Annotated in this window: 19 protein-coding genes; 13 read left to right on the forward strand and 6 right to left on the reverse strand. The window is 57.9% G+C overall.

All coding sequences use genetic code 11. The features are described from left to right. Positions 1 to 14 precede the first annotated feature (14 nt). Positions 15 to 245 (reverse strand): hypothetical protein, encoded by a 231-nt coding sequence (locus ACR3EH_RS08530; RefSeq protein ID WP_171183874.1) that lies wholly within the window; start codon positions 243 to 245, stop codon positions 15 to 17. 509 nt (positions 246 to 754) lie between these two features. On the opposite strand from ACR3EH_RS08530, the gene ACR3EH_RS08535 reads away from it, so the two are divergent. The 8 genes from ACR3EH_RS08535 (at position 755) to ACR3EH_RS08570 (ending at position 6177) form a co-directional block, all read left to right on the forward strand. Next, a complete protein-coding gene (locus tag ACR3EH_RS08535; RefSeq protein ID WP_171093790.1) occupies positions 755 to 1690 on the forward strand; it encodes an aspartate carbamoyltransferase catalytic subunit in 936 nt (311 codons plus the stop codon). Next, a complete protein-coding gene (locus ACR3EH_RS08540) occupies positions 1687 to 2205 on the forward strand; it encodes a hypothetical protein (protein WP_171183872.1) in 519 nt (172 codons plus the stop codon). The genes ACR3EH_RS08535 and ACR3EH_RS08540 overlap by 4 nt, the downstream gene beginning before the upstream one ends. After that, positions 2190 to 2576, forward strand: coding sequence for a hypothetical protein (locus ACR3EH_RS08545; RefSeq protein WP_171647417.1), 387 nt, complete (start codon positions 2190 to 2192; stop codon positions 2574 to 2576). The genes ACR3EH_RS08540 and ACR3EH_RS08545 overlap by 16 nt, the downstream gene beginning before the upstream one ends. Then, positions 2573 to 3853 (forward strand): dihydroorotase, encoded by a 1281-nt coding sequence (gene pyrC / locus ACR3EH_RS08550; RefSeq protein ID WP_171183868.1) that lies wholly within the window; start codon positions 2573 to 2575, stop codon positions 3851 to 3853. Before ACR3EH_RS08545 ends, pyrC begins: the two co-directional genes overlap by 4 nt. Further along, the gene (gene plsY / locus ACR3EH_RS08555) at positions 3853 to 4458 is read left to right on the forward strand and encodes a glycerol-3-phosphate 1-O-acyltransferase PlsY (protein WP_171183852.1); all 606 of its coding nucleotides are present in this window, start codon (positions 3853 to 3855) and stop codon (positions 4456 to 4458) included. The genes pyrC and plsY overlap by 1 nt, the downstream gene beginning before the upstream one ends. Continuing rightward, on the forward strand, positions 4455 to 4730 hold the full coding sequence (locus tag ACR3EH_RS08560; RefSeq protein ID WP_171183849.1) for a hypothetical protein: 276 nt from the start codon (positions 4455 to 4457) through the stop codon (positions 4728 to 4730). Before plsY ends, ACR3EH_RS08560 begins: the two co-directional genes overlap by 4 nt. A gap of 176 nt (positions 4731 to 4906) precedes the next feature. Then, a complete protein-coding gene (locus tag ACR3EH_RS08565) occupies positions 4907 to 5383 on the forward strand; it encodes a YHS domain-containing (seleno)protein (RefSeq protein ID WP_171183847.1) in 477 nt (158 codons plus the stop codon). A 260-nt stretch (positions 5384 to 5643) separates the two neighbouring features. Beyond that, positions 5644 to 6177: an outer membrane protein gene (locus ACR3EH_RS08570; RefSeq protein ID WP_171093803.1), complete on the forward strand. Its 534-nt coding sequence runs from the start codon at positions 5644 to 5646 to the stop codon at positions 6175 to 6177. Between the two features lie 50 nt (positions 6178 to 6227). On the opposite strand, the gene ACR3EH_RS08575 is transcribed toward ACR3EH_RS08570, so the two are convergent. Next, positions 6228 to 7211 carry a quinone oxidoreductase family protein gene (locus tag ACR3EH_RS08575; protein WP_171675888.1) on the reverse strand — a complete coding sequence of 328 codons (984 nt, stop codon included), beginning with the start codon at positions 7209 to 7211 and terminating at the stop codon, positions 6228 to 6230. Positions 7212 to 7404: 193 nt separating this feature from the next. Here ACR3EH_RS08575 and ACR3EH_RS08580 point away from each other — a divergent pair, with 193 nt between their 5' ends. Beyond that, positions 7405 to 8262 carry a DUF2189 domain-containing protein gene (locus tag ACR3EH_RS08580; RefSeq protein ID WP_171183843.1) on the forward strand — a complete coding sequence of 286 codons (858 nt, stop codon included), beginning with the start codon at positions 7405 to 7407 and terminating at the stop codon, positions 8260 to 8262. 30 nt (positions 8263 to 8292) lie between these two features. Here ACR3EH_RS08580 and ACR3EH_RS08585 read toward each other — a convergent pair whose 3' ends face one another. Together ACR3EH_RS08585 and ACR3EH_RS08590 are read right to left on the reverse strand one after the other, a co-directional pair. Next, complete coding sequence (locus ACR3EH_RS08585; RefSeq protein ID WP_171183841.1) at positions 8293 to 9279, reverse strand: NAD(P)H-quinone oxidoreductase; 987 nt, start codon at positions 9277 to 9279, stop codon at positions 8293 to 8295. A gap of 61 nt (positions 9280 to 9340) precedes the next feature. After that, a complete protein-coding gene (locus tag ACR3EH_RS08590; RefSeq protein ID WP_171183840.1) occupies positions 9341 to 10033 on the reverse strand; it encodes a COQ9 family protein in 693 nt (230 codons plus the stop codon). Between the two features lie 111 nt (positions 10034 to 10144). Between ACR3EH_RS08590 and rpsU the strand changes: the two genes are divergently transcribed. Both rpsU and ACR3EH_RS08600 read left to right on the forward strand, forming a co-directional pair. Next, on the forward strand, positions 10145 to 10351 hold the full coding sequence (gene rpsU, locus ACR3EH_RS08595) for a 30S ribosomal protein S21 (protein ID WP_005614280.1): 207 nt from the start codon (positions 10145 to 10147) through the stop codon (positions 10349 to 10351). Positions 10352 to 10646: 295 nt separating this feature from the next. Continuing rightward, positions 10647 to 11693, forward strand: a complete 1047-nt coding sequence (locus ACR3EH_RS08600; RefSeq protein WP_171183838.1) for a CAP domain-containing protein — start codon at positions 10647 to 10649, stop codon at positions 11691 to 11693. Positions 11694 to 11738: 45 nt separating this feature from the next. On the opposite strand, the gene ppk2 is transcribed toward ACR3EH_RS08600, so the two are convergent. Next, positions 11739 to 12656 carry a polyphosphate kinase 2 gene (gene ppk2, locus ACR3EH_RS08605; RefSeq protein WP_171183836.1) on the reverse strand — a complete coding sequence of 306 codons (918 nt, stop codon included), beginning with the start codon at positions 12654 to 12656 and terminating at the stop codon, positions 11739 to 11741. 288 nt (positions 12657 to 12944) lie between these two features. On the opposite strand from ppk2, the gene ACR3EH_RS08610 reads away from it, so the two are divergent. Next, positions 12945 to 13784 carry a CPBP family intramembrane glutamic endopeptidase gene (locus tag ACR3EH_RS08610; protein ID WP_171675886.1) on the forward strand — a complete coding sequence of 280 codons (840 nt, stop codon included), beginning with the start codon at positions 12945 to 12947 and terminating at the stop codon, positions 13782 to 13784. Positions 13785 to 13787: 3 nt separating this feature from the next. Here the strand turns inward: ACR3EH_RS08610 and ACR3EH_RS08615 are convergent, their stop codons facing one another. After that, entirely contained in the window at positions 13788 to 14246 is a 459-nt protein-coding gene (locus ACR3EH_RS08615; protein WP_171093819.1) for an Lrp/AsnC family transcriptional regulator, read from the reverse strand. A gap of 135 nt (positions 14247 to 14381) precedes the next feature. Between ACR3EH_RS08615 and ald the strand changes: the two genes are divergently transcribed. Beyond that, positions 14382 to 15500 carry an alanine dehydrogenase gene (ald, locus tag ACR3EH_RS08620; RefSeq protein ID WP_171093821.1) on the forward strand — a complete coding sequence of 373 codons (1119 nt, stop codon included), beginning with the start codon at positions 14382 to 14384 and terminating at the stop codon, positions 15498 to 15500. Positions 15501 to 15574: the final 74 nt, after the last annotated feature.

The raw sequence follows: 15574 nt of genomic DNA on the forward strand, positions 1-15574 counted from the left end.
GATAATTTACCTGCCTAAACGCTGAGGGAAAGCGAATAGGGCTTGATCGGTCGCTCTGTCGCGCCGACCATCAGGGCGCGATGCTCAGAATTCTGCGATTCCTCCTGCTCGGTCTTGTGGTGGCCCTTACCGGCGATCCGGCTCTGGCAACGTTCCACAACACCCAAGGACAGTGCCGCGCAGGGCAATTCAAATGCGGTAGCACCTGCTGTTCGGGCGGGCAAAGATGCAGCTTTGATGGTCATTGTATTCCGCTGGGCGGCACCTATTGCGGCGGTGGTCGCACCTGCGGCCCGTTCGAACGTTGCGTGGCCGGTGGAACCAGATGTGCACCCGCGGGCCTAAACAAGTGCACATCTCGTCTGGATTGCCCGGGCGACAGTTTTTGCAACGGGCGTGGCGAATGCGAACGCATCACACCTGACCTGGACACGACACCGCCTAAAACTTGCGACGATGGCCGCACCTGCGCGCGTGGCTCGTCCTGCCTGCCCGGCGGAGGCTGTTCCCGTCCGGGTTGGTTCTTGTGCGAAGAAACTGGGTCGCAATGCCGCCCTGGCTTCAAGTGTTCGGCCCATCAGGGCTGCGTGCCGATCAAGGCCATCGACTGCGGTTATGGCAAATGGTGCAAGCCGGGTGAACAATGCCTGCCCGAGGGCGGCTGCGAAAAACTGCCAGAGGGTACCGAACCTTAGGTTGCCTTGCGCCGCCCAGCTTTCTATAAGCGGCCCGATTGTCAGACAGGAGCCCGCCCATGCGTTTCGCCCATCGTCACCTTCTTGGCATCGAGCATCTGTCGCAATCCGATATCACCGAAATTCTGGATCTGGCCGAGACCTATGTCGACATGAACCGCCAGTCGACCAAGCATTCAGACGTGCTGTCGGGGCTGACCCAGATCAACATGTTCTTTGAAAACTCGACCCGCACGCAAGCCAGTTTCGAACTGGCGGGCAAGCGTCTGGGTGCAGATGTGATGAACATGGCAATGCAGGCCAGTTCGATCAAAAAGGGTGAAACCCTGATCGACACTGCGATGACATTGAACGCAATGCACCCGGATCTGCTGGTGGTCCGGCATCCGCATTCGGGCGCGGTCGATTTGCTGGCGCAAAAGGTCAATTGCGCTGTTCTGAACGCGGGCGACGGCAAACATGAACACCCTACGCAGGCCCTGTTGGACGCGTTGACGATCCGACGTGCTAAGGGACGCCTGCACCGGCTGAACATCGCGATTTGCGGCGACGTGGCCCATTCCCGCGTCGCACGATCAAACCTGATCCTGCTGGGCAAAATGGAAAACCGTATTCGACTGATCGGCCCACCGACACTGGTACCCAGCCAGTTTGCCGAGTTCGGGGCCGAGATCTACGACGACATGAACGAGGGTCTGAAGGACGTTGATGTCGTCATGATGCTACGCCTTCAGAAAGAGCGGATGGATGGCGGGTTCATCCCCTCGGAACGCGAATACTATCACCGCTATGGGCTGGATGCCGCAAAGCTTGCGCAAGCCAAGCCTGATGCCATTGTCATGCACCCCGGCCCAATGAACCGCGGGGTTGAGATCGACGGCACGCTGGCCGATGACATCAACCGGTCCGTCATTCAGGAACAGGTGGAAATGGGCGTCGCCGTCCGCATGGCCGCGATGGATCTGCTGGCCCGCAACCTGCGCGAGGCCGCATGAGCGATCTGACCGTCGCCCCCCACGAACGCGGCGTCTTGCGCCTGTTCACGCTGGACATGCGCCCGGAAGAGGCGAAGTTTCTGCGCGAGCCCGGCGCTGCCGACCAAGTACTTGGGGTCGATGGGTTGGATCCTGAGCAGATCGATATCTTTCCGGTGTCCGACCTCGAAGACCTTGGGCTGTATGGCTATCTGACCGAAGGTTGCGGCGTGTCTTCAGATCAGTTGGAACAGGACGCTCTGGCCGCGATAGACGGCTGGGTTATGGTCTTGCGCAGCGCTGCGTTCCAAGGACGCCCGGCGACGTTGAAACCTGATCCGCGCTTGCGCCTGATCGGTCTTTTCACGGAAGAGGCCACGAACTGGACCGGTGGGGTCATTGAAACCGAAAGCGCAAAGCCTTTTTCGGCACCGCAAGCCGCTCCAACGGATGACCACCCCCGCCGCGTCGGGTCAGCTGTTCTGGCGCTGGCCGCGCTTTTGGTCATTGGAGGCGTCATATGGCTGATCCTGTGATCTTCGCCCCGGACAAAGGGGCCTATATCCGCACCAACGCCTGGTTGGCCGCCGTCGCGATGGGTGGTGCAATGCTCGTTTTGTGGCTGATCGGAAATCCGTACATCTGGACCGGAGCACCCGCAGGTCTGGCCGCCATTGGCATCCGCGCCTGGTATCTGGCCTCGGAAGAACTGGTCGCCAAGTGGGAAATGTCGGACACGACCCTGACCGGCCCCGGCCCGCGCAAGGTGCCTCTGAATCAGATCCAAACGGTCAACACCATGGGCAGCTTTGTTCAGATCGTCACCAAGAGTGGTGACAAACACCTGATCAAGTATCAATCCGACCCCGCCGCAACCAAAGCCGCCATCGAAAGGGCCATGCCATGAGCACCGTTCTCTTCATCAACGCCCGCCTGATCGACCCGGAGGCTAGAATGGATACGACAGGGTGGCTACAGGTGGCCGATGGCCGGATTGTCGCCCGAGGGGAAGGAAACGCGCCGGGTTCTGACGGGCAGATCATCGATTGCAACGGAAAATGCCTTGCCCCCGGTATCGTCGATATCGGCGTCAAGGTGTGTGAACCGGGCGAGCGGCACAAGGAAAGCTACAAATCTGCAGGTCTGGCCGCCGCTGCCGGAGGTGTGACCACCATCGTCACCCGTCCCGATACGCTGCCAGCAGTGGATACGCCGGAAACGTTGGAATTCGCGACCCGGCGCGCGCAGGCGGATACACCGGTCAATATGCTGCCAATGGCCGCCCTGACCAAGGGGCGCGAAGGGCGTGAGATGACCGAGATCGGGTTTTTGCAGGACGCAGGCGCTGTGGCCTTTACCGATTGCGATCATGTCATCACCAATACCAAGGTGTTTTCCCGCGCGCTGACCTACGCAAAATCCTGTGGCGCGTTGGTGATCGCCCACCCTCAGGAACCCGGCCTCAGCGCCTGGGCGGCGGCGACCAGCGGCAAGTTCGCAGCGTTGCGCGGCCTGCCTGCCGTATCGCCGATGGCGGAACGCATGGGCCTGGATCGTGATATCGCCCTGCTTGAGATGACCGGAGCGGCCTACCACGCCGATCAGATCACCACCGCCCGCGCCCTGCCCGCGCTGGAACGGGCCAAGCGCAATGGGCTGAACATCACTGCCGGCACATCGATCCACCATCTGACTCTGAACGAGTTGGACGTGGCCGACTATCGCACCTTCTTTAAGGTCAAGCCGCCGCTACGGTCCGAGGACGACCGGCAAGCGGTGATCGAGGCTGTGCGGACAGGGCTGATCGACACCATCAGTTCGATGCACACCCCACAGGACGAAGAAAGCAAGCGCCTGCCGTTTGAAGAGGCTGCCTCGGGTGCGGTTGCTTTGGAAACGCTGCTGCCTGCTGCACTCCGCCTGTATCACGCAGATCAACTGGACCTGCCGACCCTTTTTAGGGCCATGGCGCTCAACCCCGCAAAACGGTTGGGACTGGAGAGCGGCCGATTGGCAGAAGACGCCCCGGCTGATCTGGTTCTCTTCGACCCGGATGTGCCCTTTTTGCTTGATCGGTTTGCCTTAAAATCCAAATCGCAAAACACGCCATTTGACGGCCAGCGGATGCAAGGTAAGGTCCTTGCAACTTATGTTGCAGGCCAAGAAGTGTTCCGGAGACCTTAATGCCCATTATCGGAAATTCGGCAGAGGATTTGCTCTTGTGGGCTTTGATTGGATACCTGTTGGGATCCATCCCCTTTGGGTTGATCCTGGCCAAGGTCATGGGGCTGGGAAACCTGCGCGAAATAGGGTCGGGCAATATCGGGGCCACAAACGTTCTGCGCACTGGAAACAAGGCCGCTGCAGCCCTGACGTTGCTGTTTGACGCCGCCAAGGGGGCTGTGGCCGTTCTTGTTGCGCGCGCCTATGCGGGCGAAGATGCCGCCCAAATCGCAGCGCTTATGGCATTTGTGGGCCATTGCTTCCCGATTTGGCTTGGCTTCCAAGGCGGGAAAGGCGTGGCAACCTTTCTGGGGCTGTGGCTGGCGCTGGACTGGCGCGTCGGTGTGGCCTGCTGCCTGAGCTGGCTGGTCGCGGCCGCAATCTGGCGGATTTCGTCGGTCGGCGCACTGGCTGCGGCAGCGCTGTCGACAACCTGGGTATTGGTGCTTACAAACGGATCCACCTTTATTCTGGGGATCATCCTGACGCTTCTGATCTATTGGCGTCATGGCTCGAATGTGGCACGGATCAAGGCCGGGACAGAACCGAAAATCGGGAAGCCGTGACGGCACCCGACGCGTTCTTGTCCGCGTTTCTGGCGCTGCTGGAAGGCAGCTTTACCGGCACTTCGAATGGGCGCAGCTATGTTGTCGTGCGGCAGCGGATGGCTGGTGGCAAGTCGCACAAACTGGTCGCCCATGAGCGGGGCGGCGCGGACTATATCAGCCTGAACCTGTACCAGACGCGCGCCAGCGGGGCTTTGCTGCGGCCCTGTGAAATGCCCGCCAGCAAAGTCATCACTTTTGTACTGGGCCTTGTGCCTGACCAAATCTGCTAAGCTCTGCATTTTTGAACACGACATCTTTGCTGCTGCACAATCACAATTCATTGCTTTGAACGTGATCACCCCGCTTCCCAGATCGCTGTCGTGACGGTCAATTACGGGCCGCACAGGACAACAACCGGGGCCTGCGTTTGCACCAAGACAAGGCTCCTTTCACGAAAGGTGAAGCAATGAACACTTTTAAATCTCTGATCAGCGGCGTCGCTCTGTCCGTCGCGCTGGCAACTTCGACTTTGGCTGCAGGCGTGGAAATCAACGCAAGCTCGACCGGCCTGGCGATGCAGGGCTATGACCCGGTTGCCTACTTCACCGCCGGTGAAGCAACCAAGGGCGATTACCGCATCACCACGCTGCATGATGAAGCGCTGTACCGTTTCTCGTCGGAAGAAAACAAAGCCGCTTTTGAAGCCAACCCGGAGGCATACCTGCCCGCATACGGTGGCTACTGTGCATTTGGCGCGGCCATGGGCTTCAAGTTCGACGGCGACCCGAACCACTGGAAAATCGTTGACAACAAGCTGTACCTGAACCTGTCGCAAGATATCCAGGAACGTTGGGAAGGCGACATCCCGGGCTTCATCGAAAGCGCAAGCGCAAACTGGGAAACCATCGCTGACAAGACCCCTGCGGAGCTGCAAGCGCAATAATCCGCTGAAAATGTCAGGCGTGTCGGCGGCGGAGCGTTCCGTCGCCGCATGTCGTTTGAAGACCTCAGATCCTTTCCTATCTTTTCAGTATACCAAGTGCCCGGCTGAACAGGGCACAGGCGCTTGCCTGTATCTTTAAGCGCCGGATTTCGGGCTGGAATACGTAGAAATCAATGATCCGGTGACCAAGCTGGATCGTATCGGTTTGCATAGGTGAGCAGAGGCTCGCTCGTGCAGAGTTTCGAACGAAAGGAAATGAGATGACTTTGAAATTGGCTCTCATCGCAACGGCCGCGACACTGACGGCCGGATCAGCGCTGGCGCAATCTTCGGGCAATTGGACCGGCTTCTACGGTGGTCTGCAGTTGGGTTACATCGACGTGGACACCAACGTATCTGGCGTCGACGGAGACGGCGCAATCGGTGGTATTGTACTGGGTTACGACTATGATCTGGGAACCTGGGTTGTCGGCGGCGGCTTTGATTACGACTGGACCGATGTGGATCTGGCCGGAGCCGCTACCGTCGAAGACGTATGGCGCCTGAAAGCGCGCGCAGGGTACAAAGTTAACCCACAAGGTCTTCTATACGGCACGGTCGGGTATGCCGAAGCCGGGACAGACACCCTCGGCAGCGATGACGGCTGGTTCATCGGCGCAGGCTATGAGCAGATCGTGGCACCCAATGTGAGCATCGGTGGGGAACTGCTGTACCACGAATTCGACAATTTCAACGCAACTGGTGTGGATGTAGACGCAACCACATTGCAGATCCGGGCGACGTATCGGTTTTGATAACTGTTGTCTGAAAACTTATGACCCGGCTTTTTCAGCCGGGTCGCGTCTCACACATCCAAAATTGTACTGCCGGTTGTTTGCCGCGCCTCAAGCGCGCGATGCGCATCAGCGACCTGATCAAGCGCAAAGCGTTGATCCACATGGATCTTGACCTCACCGCCTTCAACTTTGCCAAATAGTCGTCGGGCCATTGCCTGACACACCGCATGATCCGAGATATGCGTAAACAGCGTGGGCCGGGTGATCTTAAGTGAACCCTTTTGACCCAGAACACCGATATTGAAGGGCGGCACCGGGCCCGAAGCATTTCCGAAAGAAATCATCATGCCCAGCGGCTTGAGGGAATCCAAAGATCCCTCGAACGTGTCCGCCCCAACGGAATCCATCACCACATCCACACCCTGCCCCTTGGTGATCTCGGCCACGCGCTCGGCGAAATTTTCAGTCCGGTAGTTGATGCAATGCGCAGCCCCGTTGAAACGGGCCAGGCTGCATTTTTCATCACTTCCAGCCGTCCCGATCAATGTGATCCCCTCGGATTTTGCCCATTGACAGGCGATCAGCCCAACACCACCGGCGGCGGCATGGAACAGGACAGTATCGCCGCGTTTCAACGGAGTCGTTCGATGAAACAGGTATTCCACCGTTAAACCTTTAAGCATCATCGCCGCAGCAGTCTGAAATGTAATGTCATCTGGCAAGGGGCAAACCTGCGCTGCTGGCATCACACGGGCCTCGCAATAGGCCCCCGACGGTGCCGCAGCATATGCAGCCCGCTGTCCCGGTGCCAGATGCGTTACCCCTTCGCCAACAGCCTCGACAACACCTGCGGCCTCCATGCCCAGCGCGTTCGGAAGGTCCAGAGGATACAAGCCAGTCCGTTGATATACATCGATAAAATTCAGACCACAGGCTTCGTGACGAATTCGGATTTCCCCCGGTCCGGGGTCACCGAGCGGTCTGTCTTCGATCCGCAGAACGTCGGGGCCGCCAAACTCATGAATCATAACTGTTTTTGCTGTATTCTGCATCCTGACCTCCTCTTGCCTGCCCTCAAGCTAACATGACTTCGACGCAGGGCAATCCGTGCGATGCCAGACTATTGATCTGGATTTCGCAAAACTGTGCTATACTGCAATCAGGCGTTGCCGGCTGGTCCGGCCACGGGCAACGTGATGCCGGATCCGCCCCGCGGCGCAGTTTTCGCCAGGGAAGGGGAGGAAAATGGCCAAAACAATCGGAAACCCGATCAGCTGGACCGCCCGAAATCTCGGGGCGGCAGGTGATCATGTCTCGGAAAGCGTCTCGCGCCTGGGCAGCGCGGACACCAAAGAGCTGCCAATGGTGCAAACCTTGACGCTGCAAGACCTGCGCGCCTGTCTGCGCGCGGGCTATGACGACTTTCTCGAAACACGGGCGGATGCCGTGTTCATCGTGTTGATCTACCCGATCGCAGGGCTCTTGATGTTCGGCTTTGCTTTGAACATGAATCTGGTGCCGCTTCTGGCTCCGCTTGTCGCCGGCTTTGCCTTGATCGGGCCAGTCGCCGCCGTGGGGCTTTATGAGATTAGCCGCAAGCGTGAACAGGGCAGCGCAGTGCATTGGTTGGATGCGTTCGGTGTCTTCAGATCACCGTCCTTCGGTGCAATTCTGGTGCTTGGCTTCTACCTCGTCATGCTGCTTTTGGTCTGGCTGATGGTCGCACAAGCCATTCATACTAATACAATGGGCCCTGAAGTACCCGCATCCCTTAGTGCATTTGCCACACAGGTTCTCACCACTTCTGCGGGATGGACGATGATTGTCGCGGGAACCGCTGTTGGTTTTGTGTTCGCCCTGTGCGCATTGGCAGTCAGCGTTGTAAGCTTTCCATTGCTGCTGGACCGCAAGGTGGGGCTGCCGGTGGCGGTTGTGACATCGTTTCGTGTCTTGCGCGAGAACCCCGGCGTCATCCTGACATGGGGCTTCATCGTGGCGGCGCTGCTTTTTCTGGGCGCCTTGCCGATGCTGTTGGGTCTGATCGTGGTAGTACCCGTTCTGGGCCACGCCACATGGCATCTATACCGCCGCGCGGTTGCGTGAAGGCGCGGGACAAGCCCGCGCATTTGACACTTAGTCCGAAACCTTGAGGACAATCTTGCCGATATGGCCAGAGCTTTCCATGCGCGCATGGGCCGCTGCCGCGTCGGCCAGTTCAAATACGCTGTCCATAACGGGGGCAACTTTGCCAGCGTCGAGCAGAGGCCAAACGGCTTCGCGCAAGTCCTGCGCAATTTGTGCCTTGGCCAAATCGCTCTGCGGGCGCAGGGTGCTGCCGGTCAGGGTCAAACGTTTGACCATCATCATCGCAAAGTTCAGCTCGACCTTCGGACCTTGCAGGAACGCGATCTGTACCAAACGCCCATCCTCGGCCAATGCTTTGACGTTGCGTGGGATGTAATCCCCACCCACCATATCAAGGATCAGGTTCGCCCCGCCCTCGGCCCGCATGGTGGCCACAAAATCTTCATCGCGATAGTTGATTGCCTTTTCCGCACCCAGCTTGACGCAAGCCTCACATTTCTCATCGGACCCAGCGGTCGCAAAGACACGTGCACCAAAAGCATTGGCCAGTTGGATTGCCGTTGTCCCGATCCCGCTGGAGCCGCCATGGACCAGAAACCGCTCACCCGCTTTCAGACCACCACGTGTGAACACGTTGGACCAGACGGTGAAAAAGGTTTCCGGCAGGCAAGCGGCTTCTTTCATTCCCATCCCCGCAGGGACCGGAAGGCAATGCGCCGCAGACGTGGCGACGTATTCGGCATAGCCCCCACCCGGCAACAACGCACAAACCTTGTCGCCGACTGACAACCCCTCGACCCCTGCACCGACCGAGACCACTTCGCCCGACGCCTCAAGCCCCGGCAGGTCGCTGGCACCTGGAGGCGGATCATAGGCCCCTGCCCGCTGCAACGCATCAGGACGGTTCACACCGGCATAAGCTACTTTCAGCACAACCTGTCCGTTACCCGGCTCGGGAACAGGACGTTCAGTCAGTTGCAAAACATCAGGACCACCCGGTTTGGTGATCTCAACAGCGCGCATCATCTGGGTCATAGGCACCTCCTTTGCGCAATGCCTAGCAGGCATACGGGCCGGGGCCTAGCGCCAAGATGCCCTACTTTCGAGGGTTCAACATGCCCGGAAGATCGGCCCGCATTCTCATGGGCGCTTTCACCTGCCCGGCCAGCCAGTTCGGAACCGCCAGAAACGGCTTCAGCACCGGATTGTCGCGTACCTGCGCCTTGAGCTTTTCAAACTCCATGACATTTGCGATCCGGCGGTCCAGGAATTCCCACGTGCGCTGATGGTCGGGGCTGTCATCGCCCAGCCAAAACAGCAACGTCGACGAGTAAACCCCCGACAGAGTGGCCCGTTTGGTGTACCAATTCACATCGTCCGACGTGTCGCCCAGCGCATCCCAGATCAGATCGCAGGTTTGCCAGACCGCCTTGGCCCCATCCGCCGCATGGGTCGGCAGGGAAAACAGGGTCATGCCACGGCGCACCAACTCTTTGTCTTCGACCGCCTGCAACCGGAACCGAACCGCAGCTGCAATCTTGTCGCGGAATTTCAACTCGCTCAGATCTTCGGATTTGATGCGATCCAGCATCGCCTGATCGCCGCGTGCGTGGTAAGCCAGCGCCAGATCAACCGCCCCGCGTGGACAGATCGCACGAGCCAGACCATCATCCAGATCACAATCGGAAATAGAGGCACGAAAACTGGTTTCCGACCAGCCGTCGAAGGGAACATGGATCAGCATCGCATCCAAAAGCTGCTGTTTTGCATCTTCATATGTGGTCGTCATGGCGGTTCTCCGGTTGTCGGGCCCAGTACTAGACAAGTTAGGGCGGCTTTGCTATACGGCCAACTCCTGCAATTTCCTTGCAACTCTATCTAGAAAGGTGGTGACAACCACATGCAGGTTAGTGTTCGCGACAATAACGTCGATCAGGCGCTTCGTGCCCTGAAGAAAAAGCTGCAGCGCGAAGGCGTGTTCCGTGAAATGAAGCTGAAGCAACATTTCGAGAAACCGTCCGAGAAAAAAGCGCGTGAGAAAGCTGAAGCGATTCGTCGTGCCCGTAAACTGGCACGCAAGAAAGCCCAGCGCGAAGGTCTGCTCTAAGACTTTCCTCATCCAGCTTTAGATGACACTATTTGACGACCCCCGAGGCCCCGCCCGGGGGTTTGTCGTTTCAGGGGTGGGTTTTATTCCGCCGACTCGTGCTTCAGGGTGTGCGACAAGCCGCCATTTCCCCACCAGCAACATTTTGCCCGGCATTTTGCAGCGCAGCGAATCCCGCTCTGGTAGCATTGCCCCGCCAGAATTCGCCTAATATTTCTGCGCCCCTATCTGACCTCAGCAAGCCGCTTGTAACTGGCGACGTCCAATCGGACGACACTTACAAACGGAGGCTACCATGTCGACTGCAAGTCAAATCGAGCAAGAAATGCTGGCGCTGATCAACGCCGAGCGCACATCACGCGGGCTTACCCCACTGCAACTGGAAACACAGCTGAACGACTCATCCGAAGATCACAGCAGCTGGATGCTGGATACGGACACGTTCAGCCATACAGGCCAGGGCGGCTCCAGCGCGACACAGCGAATGCAGGATGCAGGTTTTGATCTGTCCGGCAGCTGGCGCACTGGCGAGAATATCGCCTGGCAATCAGAACGCGGCGAGCCCGGCATTAGCGATGACGTCGCGCAGTTGCACGAAAACCTGATGAACAGCCCGGGACACCGAGCAAACATTCTGAACCCTGATTTCGAATATATTGGCATCGGCATTGAAACCGGTGACATGCAAGGATTCGACGCGGTGATGGTCACTCAGAATTTCGCGGCCACTGACAGCGCTGTGATGCTGGACAACGGGAACGCTCCGGTTCCACCTGTGGACGATGTGGCGGACCCCCAAGACCCGGGCGCCGAGACGCCCGACACCGATGTGGCCGAGCCTGAGGACCCGGATGCCGAAACGCCCGACACTGATGTGGTCGAACCCGAGGATCCGGATACTGAAACGCCCGATACCGATGTGGCCGAACCCGAGGAGCCGGATGCCGAAACGCCTGACACCGACGTGGCCGAGCCCGAGGAGCCGGATGCCGAAACACCCGACACGGATGTGGCCGAGCCAGCCCCCGAGACACCTGTCGGTGAAGAACCTGACGGATGTTTTGACGTGGCAGCCTTTCTGGCCGAACTGGAAGCTTTCCTGGATAACGTTCTGGCGCAGATTGATCAGTTCCACTGGGAGACAGACGACATGACACCGTCGGACATGGCCGAGGATGACATGCAGGATACAGACACCGACGACATGGACATTGTTGAGGTCGATGACATGGACCCGGTCGAAGCCCCCGTTGACGACTATGCTGGCTCGGACGGAACAGATGACGCAGACATCTATGTGTTCAATTTCTGGGGCACGGGCTGCATGATCGAAGCAGCCTGATAGCAGCTGAGGTGCGGGGCGGCTGGCTCGCCCCGCATGGCGCCATCAGTAAATCTTTGGCACGTACAATTCATCCGGCAAAACGCGACGCTCATATTCCGGGTTATATCGGCGGTCAGGCAGATTGACTTTTTCCTGTGGCACATCCGTGTATGGAACTTTGGTCAAAAGATGCTCGATACAGTTCAACCGCTCGCGTTTTTTGTCATTGCCTTCGACAATGTACCAAGGGGCTTCGGGAATATTGGTCCGGAAGAGCATATCCTCTTTCGCCTTGGTATAAGATTCCCAACGGATGCGGGATTCCAGATCCATCGGTGACAGCTTCCACTGTTTCATCGGGTCGTGAATCCGCATGAGGAATCGCAACTGCTGTTCTTCATCCGTGATCGAGAACCAGTATTTCAGCAGAATAATCCCTGATCGCACCAACATCCGTTCGAATTCGGGAACGTCCTGAAAAAACTGTTCAACCTGATCCTCGGACGCAAAACCCATAACTCGTTCGACGCCTGCGCGGTTGTACCATGACCGGTCGAACAACACGATCTCGCCGGCCGCAGGCAAATGCGGCACATAACGCTGGAAATACCACTGGCTCTGCTCGCGACGGCTGGGCGCGGGCAGGGCGACCACACGCGCGACACGTGGATTCAAGCGCTGGGTGATCCGTTTGATCACGCCCCCCTTGCCCGCGCTGTCGCGACCTTCGAACAGAATACAAACCTTGGCACCGGTGTGCTGAACCCAATCCTGCACTTTGATCAGCTCAGCTTGCAGGCGCAGCAGGTTGCGGAAATAGACCTTGCGATCCAGCATATCCGGGTGTTGTTCCCGATAGATCTTCCGCACTTCCATCGACAGCATCGGTTCGCTGAACTCGATCTCAAAATCTTCGTCCAACGTGTCTTCCAATTCGGCCTCAAGCCAATCTTTGGGTCCACCGTTGTTTTCGTAAGCCAAGGTTAGCTCCTTTTTTGTTATCGGGTTCGAACCATATCGGGCCCGTGTAACCGCCTGATGTCATCAGATAAATTGATGTAAGGCGACGACGCCCAATGCTGCCGAAATCTCCGAAAATCCAGTCGGCGCGGGCATATGGTCTTTCCCCCAAATGTGAACGCCCAAACCAGAGGTTACAAGCGTCAGAATTGACGCAAGGCAGAACACAGGAACGCGCAGCGTGCTGAATGCTTGCATTGCCTCGATTTTGTGCGGCAAGACTGTCTGGACTTACAGGATGCAAAGCGCGTGACGTTCTTTCTTTCTCTATTACCGGCGATTTGGCCTTGGTTGATTCTGATCGCCGCGCAGGTAACTGCGCTTGTGGGGCACTGGGCGGTCGCGCTGTCACTGCTGGTTCTGTTTGCAAGCATCGCCTCAGCAACGGGGCTGATGTCACTTCTGGCTATTGCGGCTGTGGTCGGTGGGCTGGCCGGAGCCGCCTTGCTGCCGCACCTCAAAGGGCGGCTTGCGGTCGCAGGACACGCGCTTTTGATCCTGTGGTGTCTGGCCATGGGTGCGCATCTTCTGCCCGGATTTCAGAACCTGAAAGTGTTGGATCAGGTGCAGACCGGGGCCGCCAGTACAGGGTTCACAATGCACCTGAATCTGGACAAACCGATGGTCTTCTTCGCCGTTCTTCTAGCCTGTCCCGGAATGCTTCAAAGCACCATTCAGACCAAATTCGGCCCGCTGGTGGCAGGGCTCCTGCTGTTGCCGGGGCTGTTTCTATTGGGTCTTGCCGTCGGCGCGATACAGCCAGAATTTTCGGTCCCACGGTGGTGGCTGGTCTTTGTCCTGTCCAACTTGTTTTTGACCTGCCTGACGGAAGAAGCCTTCTTTCGTGGCTACCTGCAATCCGCCGTCATCTCACGTCTTGGCGCCGTCGGAGGAGTTATTGCGGCTAGCCTGCTGTTCGGGTTGGCTCACTTTGGCGGCGGACCGGCACTAGTGGTCTTTGCCTCAATTCTCGGGTTGGCCTGTGGTTTGGGGTATTATGCAACACAGCGTCTTTGGGTGCCCGTTGCGATGCATTTCGGGTTCAATCTGGTGCACCTGCTGCTGTTCACCTATCCCGGCCCCGCCTGAAATTCAGACTGGCAGAGCGGTGGTCTTGAACACTGTGCGCAAAGCAAACGAGCTTTGCATCTGCGCCACCCCGGGCAATCGCGACAGATATTGCCGGTGAATGCGCGCAAAATCCTCGGTGTTTTCGGCCACCACTTTCAGGATATAGTCCGCCGTTCCCGCCATCAGGTGGCACTCCAATACGTCGGGAATACGCGCCACTGCCTTTTCAAAAGAATCCAAAACCTCTTCGGCCTGTCCTTGCAAGGTAATCTCGACAAAGACGGTTGTAGGCACGTTCATCTTGCGCGCATCCAGCAACGCCACATAGTTGCGGATGAACCCCTCAACCTCGAGACGCTGAACACGCCGATGGCAGGCAGACGGCGACAGGTTGACCTGCTCGGACAGCTCCGAATTCGACATCCGGCCGTTTTTCTGGAGGGCCGCCAGAATCTTTCTATCAGTCGTATCTAAGGCCATTCGTGCAATTCCTTTGCGGGATTTACACCTTATACAGGAGATTCTTCCAAAGAAAATTCCCACGGCACGTTTTCTTTCACAGAAATTGCGCGCCGAACTGCACATAATTTAAGCAGTTTATGAACGGAGACCTCCATGAAAATCGGTTGCCCCAAGGAAATCAAACCTCAGGAATTCCGCGTCGGCATGACACCCAACGCCGCTCAGGAAGCGGTTGCCCGCGGCCACGAAGTACTGATCGAAACCGGCGCAGGCATTGGCGCTGGTTTTGACAATGACGCCTATGTTGCAGCAGGCGCACGCATCATCGACACCGCAGAAGAAGTGTTCGCCACCGCTGACATGATCGTCAAGGTCAAAGAACCGCAAGCTGTCGAACGCAAGATGCTGCGTGAAGGTCAGTTGCTGTTCACATACCTGCATCTGGCACCCGACCCAGAGCAAACCCATGACCTGCTGGAATCGGGCTGTACAGCAATCGCCTATGAAACCGTAACCGATGCCAATGGCGGTCTTCCTCTGCTGGCGCCGATGTCCGAAGTCGCTGGTCGTCTGGCGCCTCAGGTCGGCTCGTGGACCCTGCAAAAGGCAAATGGTGGACGCGGTGTTCTGATGGGCGGCGTTCCCGGTGTTGGCCCGGCCAAAGTCGTCGTGATTGGTGGCGGCGTCGTGGGTACGCACGCAGCAAAGATCGCCGCTGGCATGGGCGCAGACGTCACCGTTCTGGATCGCTCTTTGCCACGCCTGCGTTATTTGGATGACGTCTTTGGTGGGACATTCAAGAACCAATATTCAACGGCGGGCGCCACGGCCGAGCTGATCCGGGATGCCGATATGGTGATCGGTGCCGTACTGATCCCTGGCGCTGCGGCTCCTAAACTTGTATCGCGCGCTCAATTGTCGACGATGAAGCCGGGCGCAGTTCTGGTTGACGTCGCCATCGATCAGGGCGGGTGCTTTGAGACTTCGAAAGCCACCACCCATGCCGACCCAATCTACGACGTCGATGGCATCATGCATTACTGCGTGGCAAACATGCCCGGTGCTGTGGCGCGTACTTCGACCATCGCATTGGGCAACGCCACGATGCCCTTCATGCTGTCTCTGGCAGACAAAGGCTGGAAACAGGCATGTCAGGACGATCCGCACCTTCTGGAAGGTCTGAACGTTCATGCAGGGCAGCTGACTTACTATGCCGTCGGCAAAGCCCTGGGTATTGACGTGGTTTCGCCCAACGTGGTCGTCAAATCATAAGCAAAGATGGTTCTGAACCACAGTTTACAAACCAAAAAAGCACCGCGCTTTCGCGCGGTGCCCAGCCCAACAGG

The sequence above is a fragment of the Ruegeria sp. BG7 genome, from assembly GCF_056535685.1.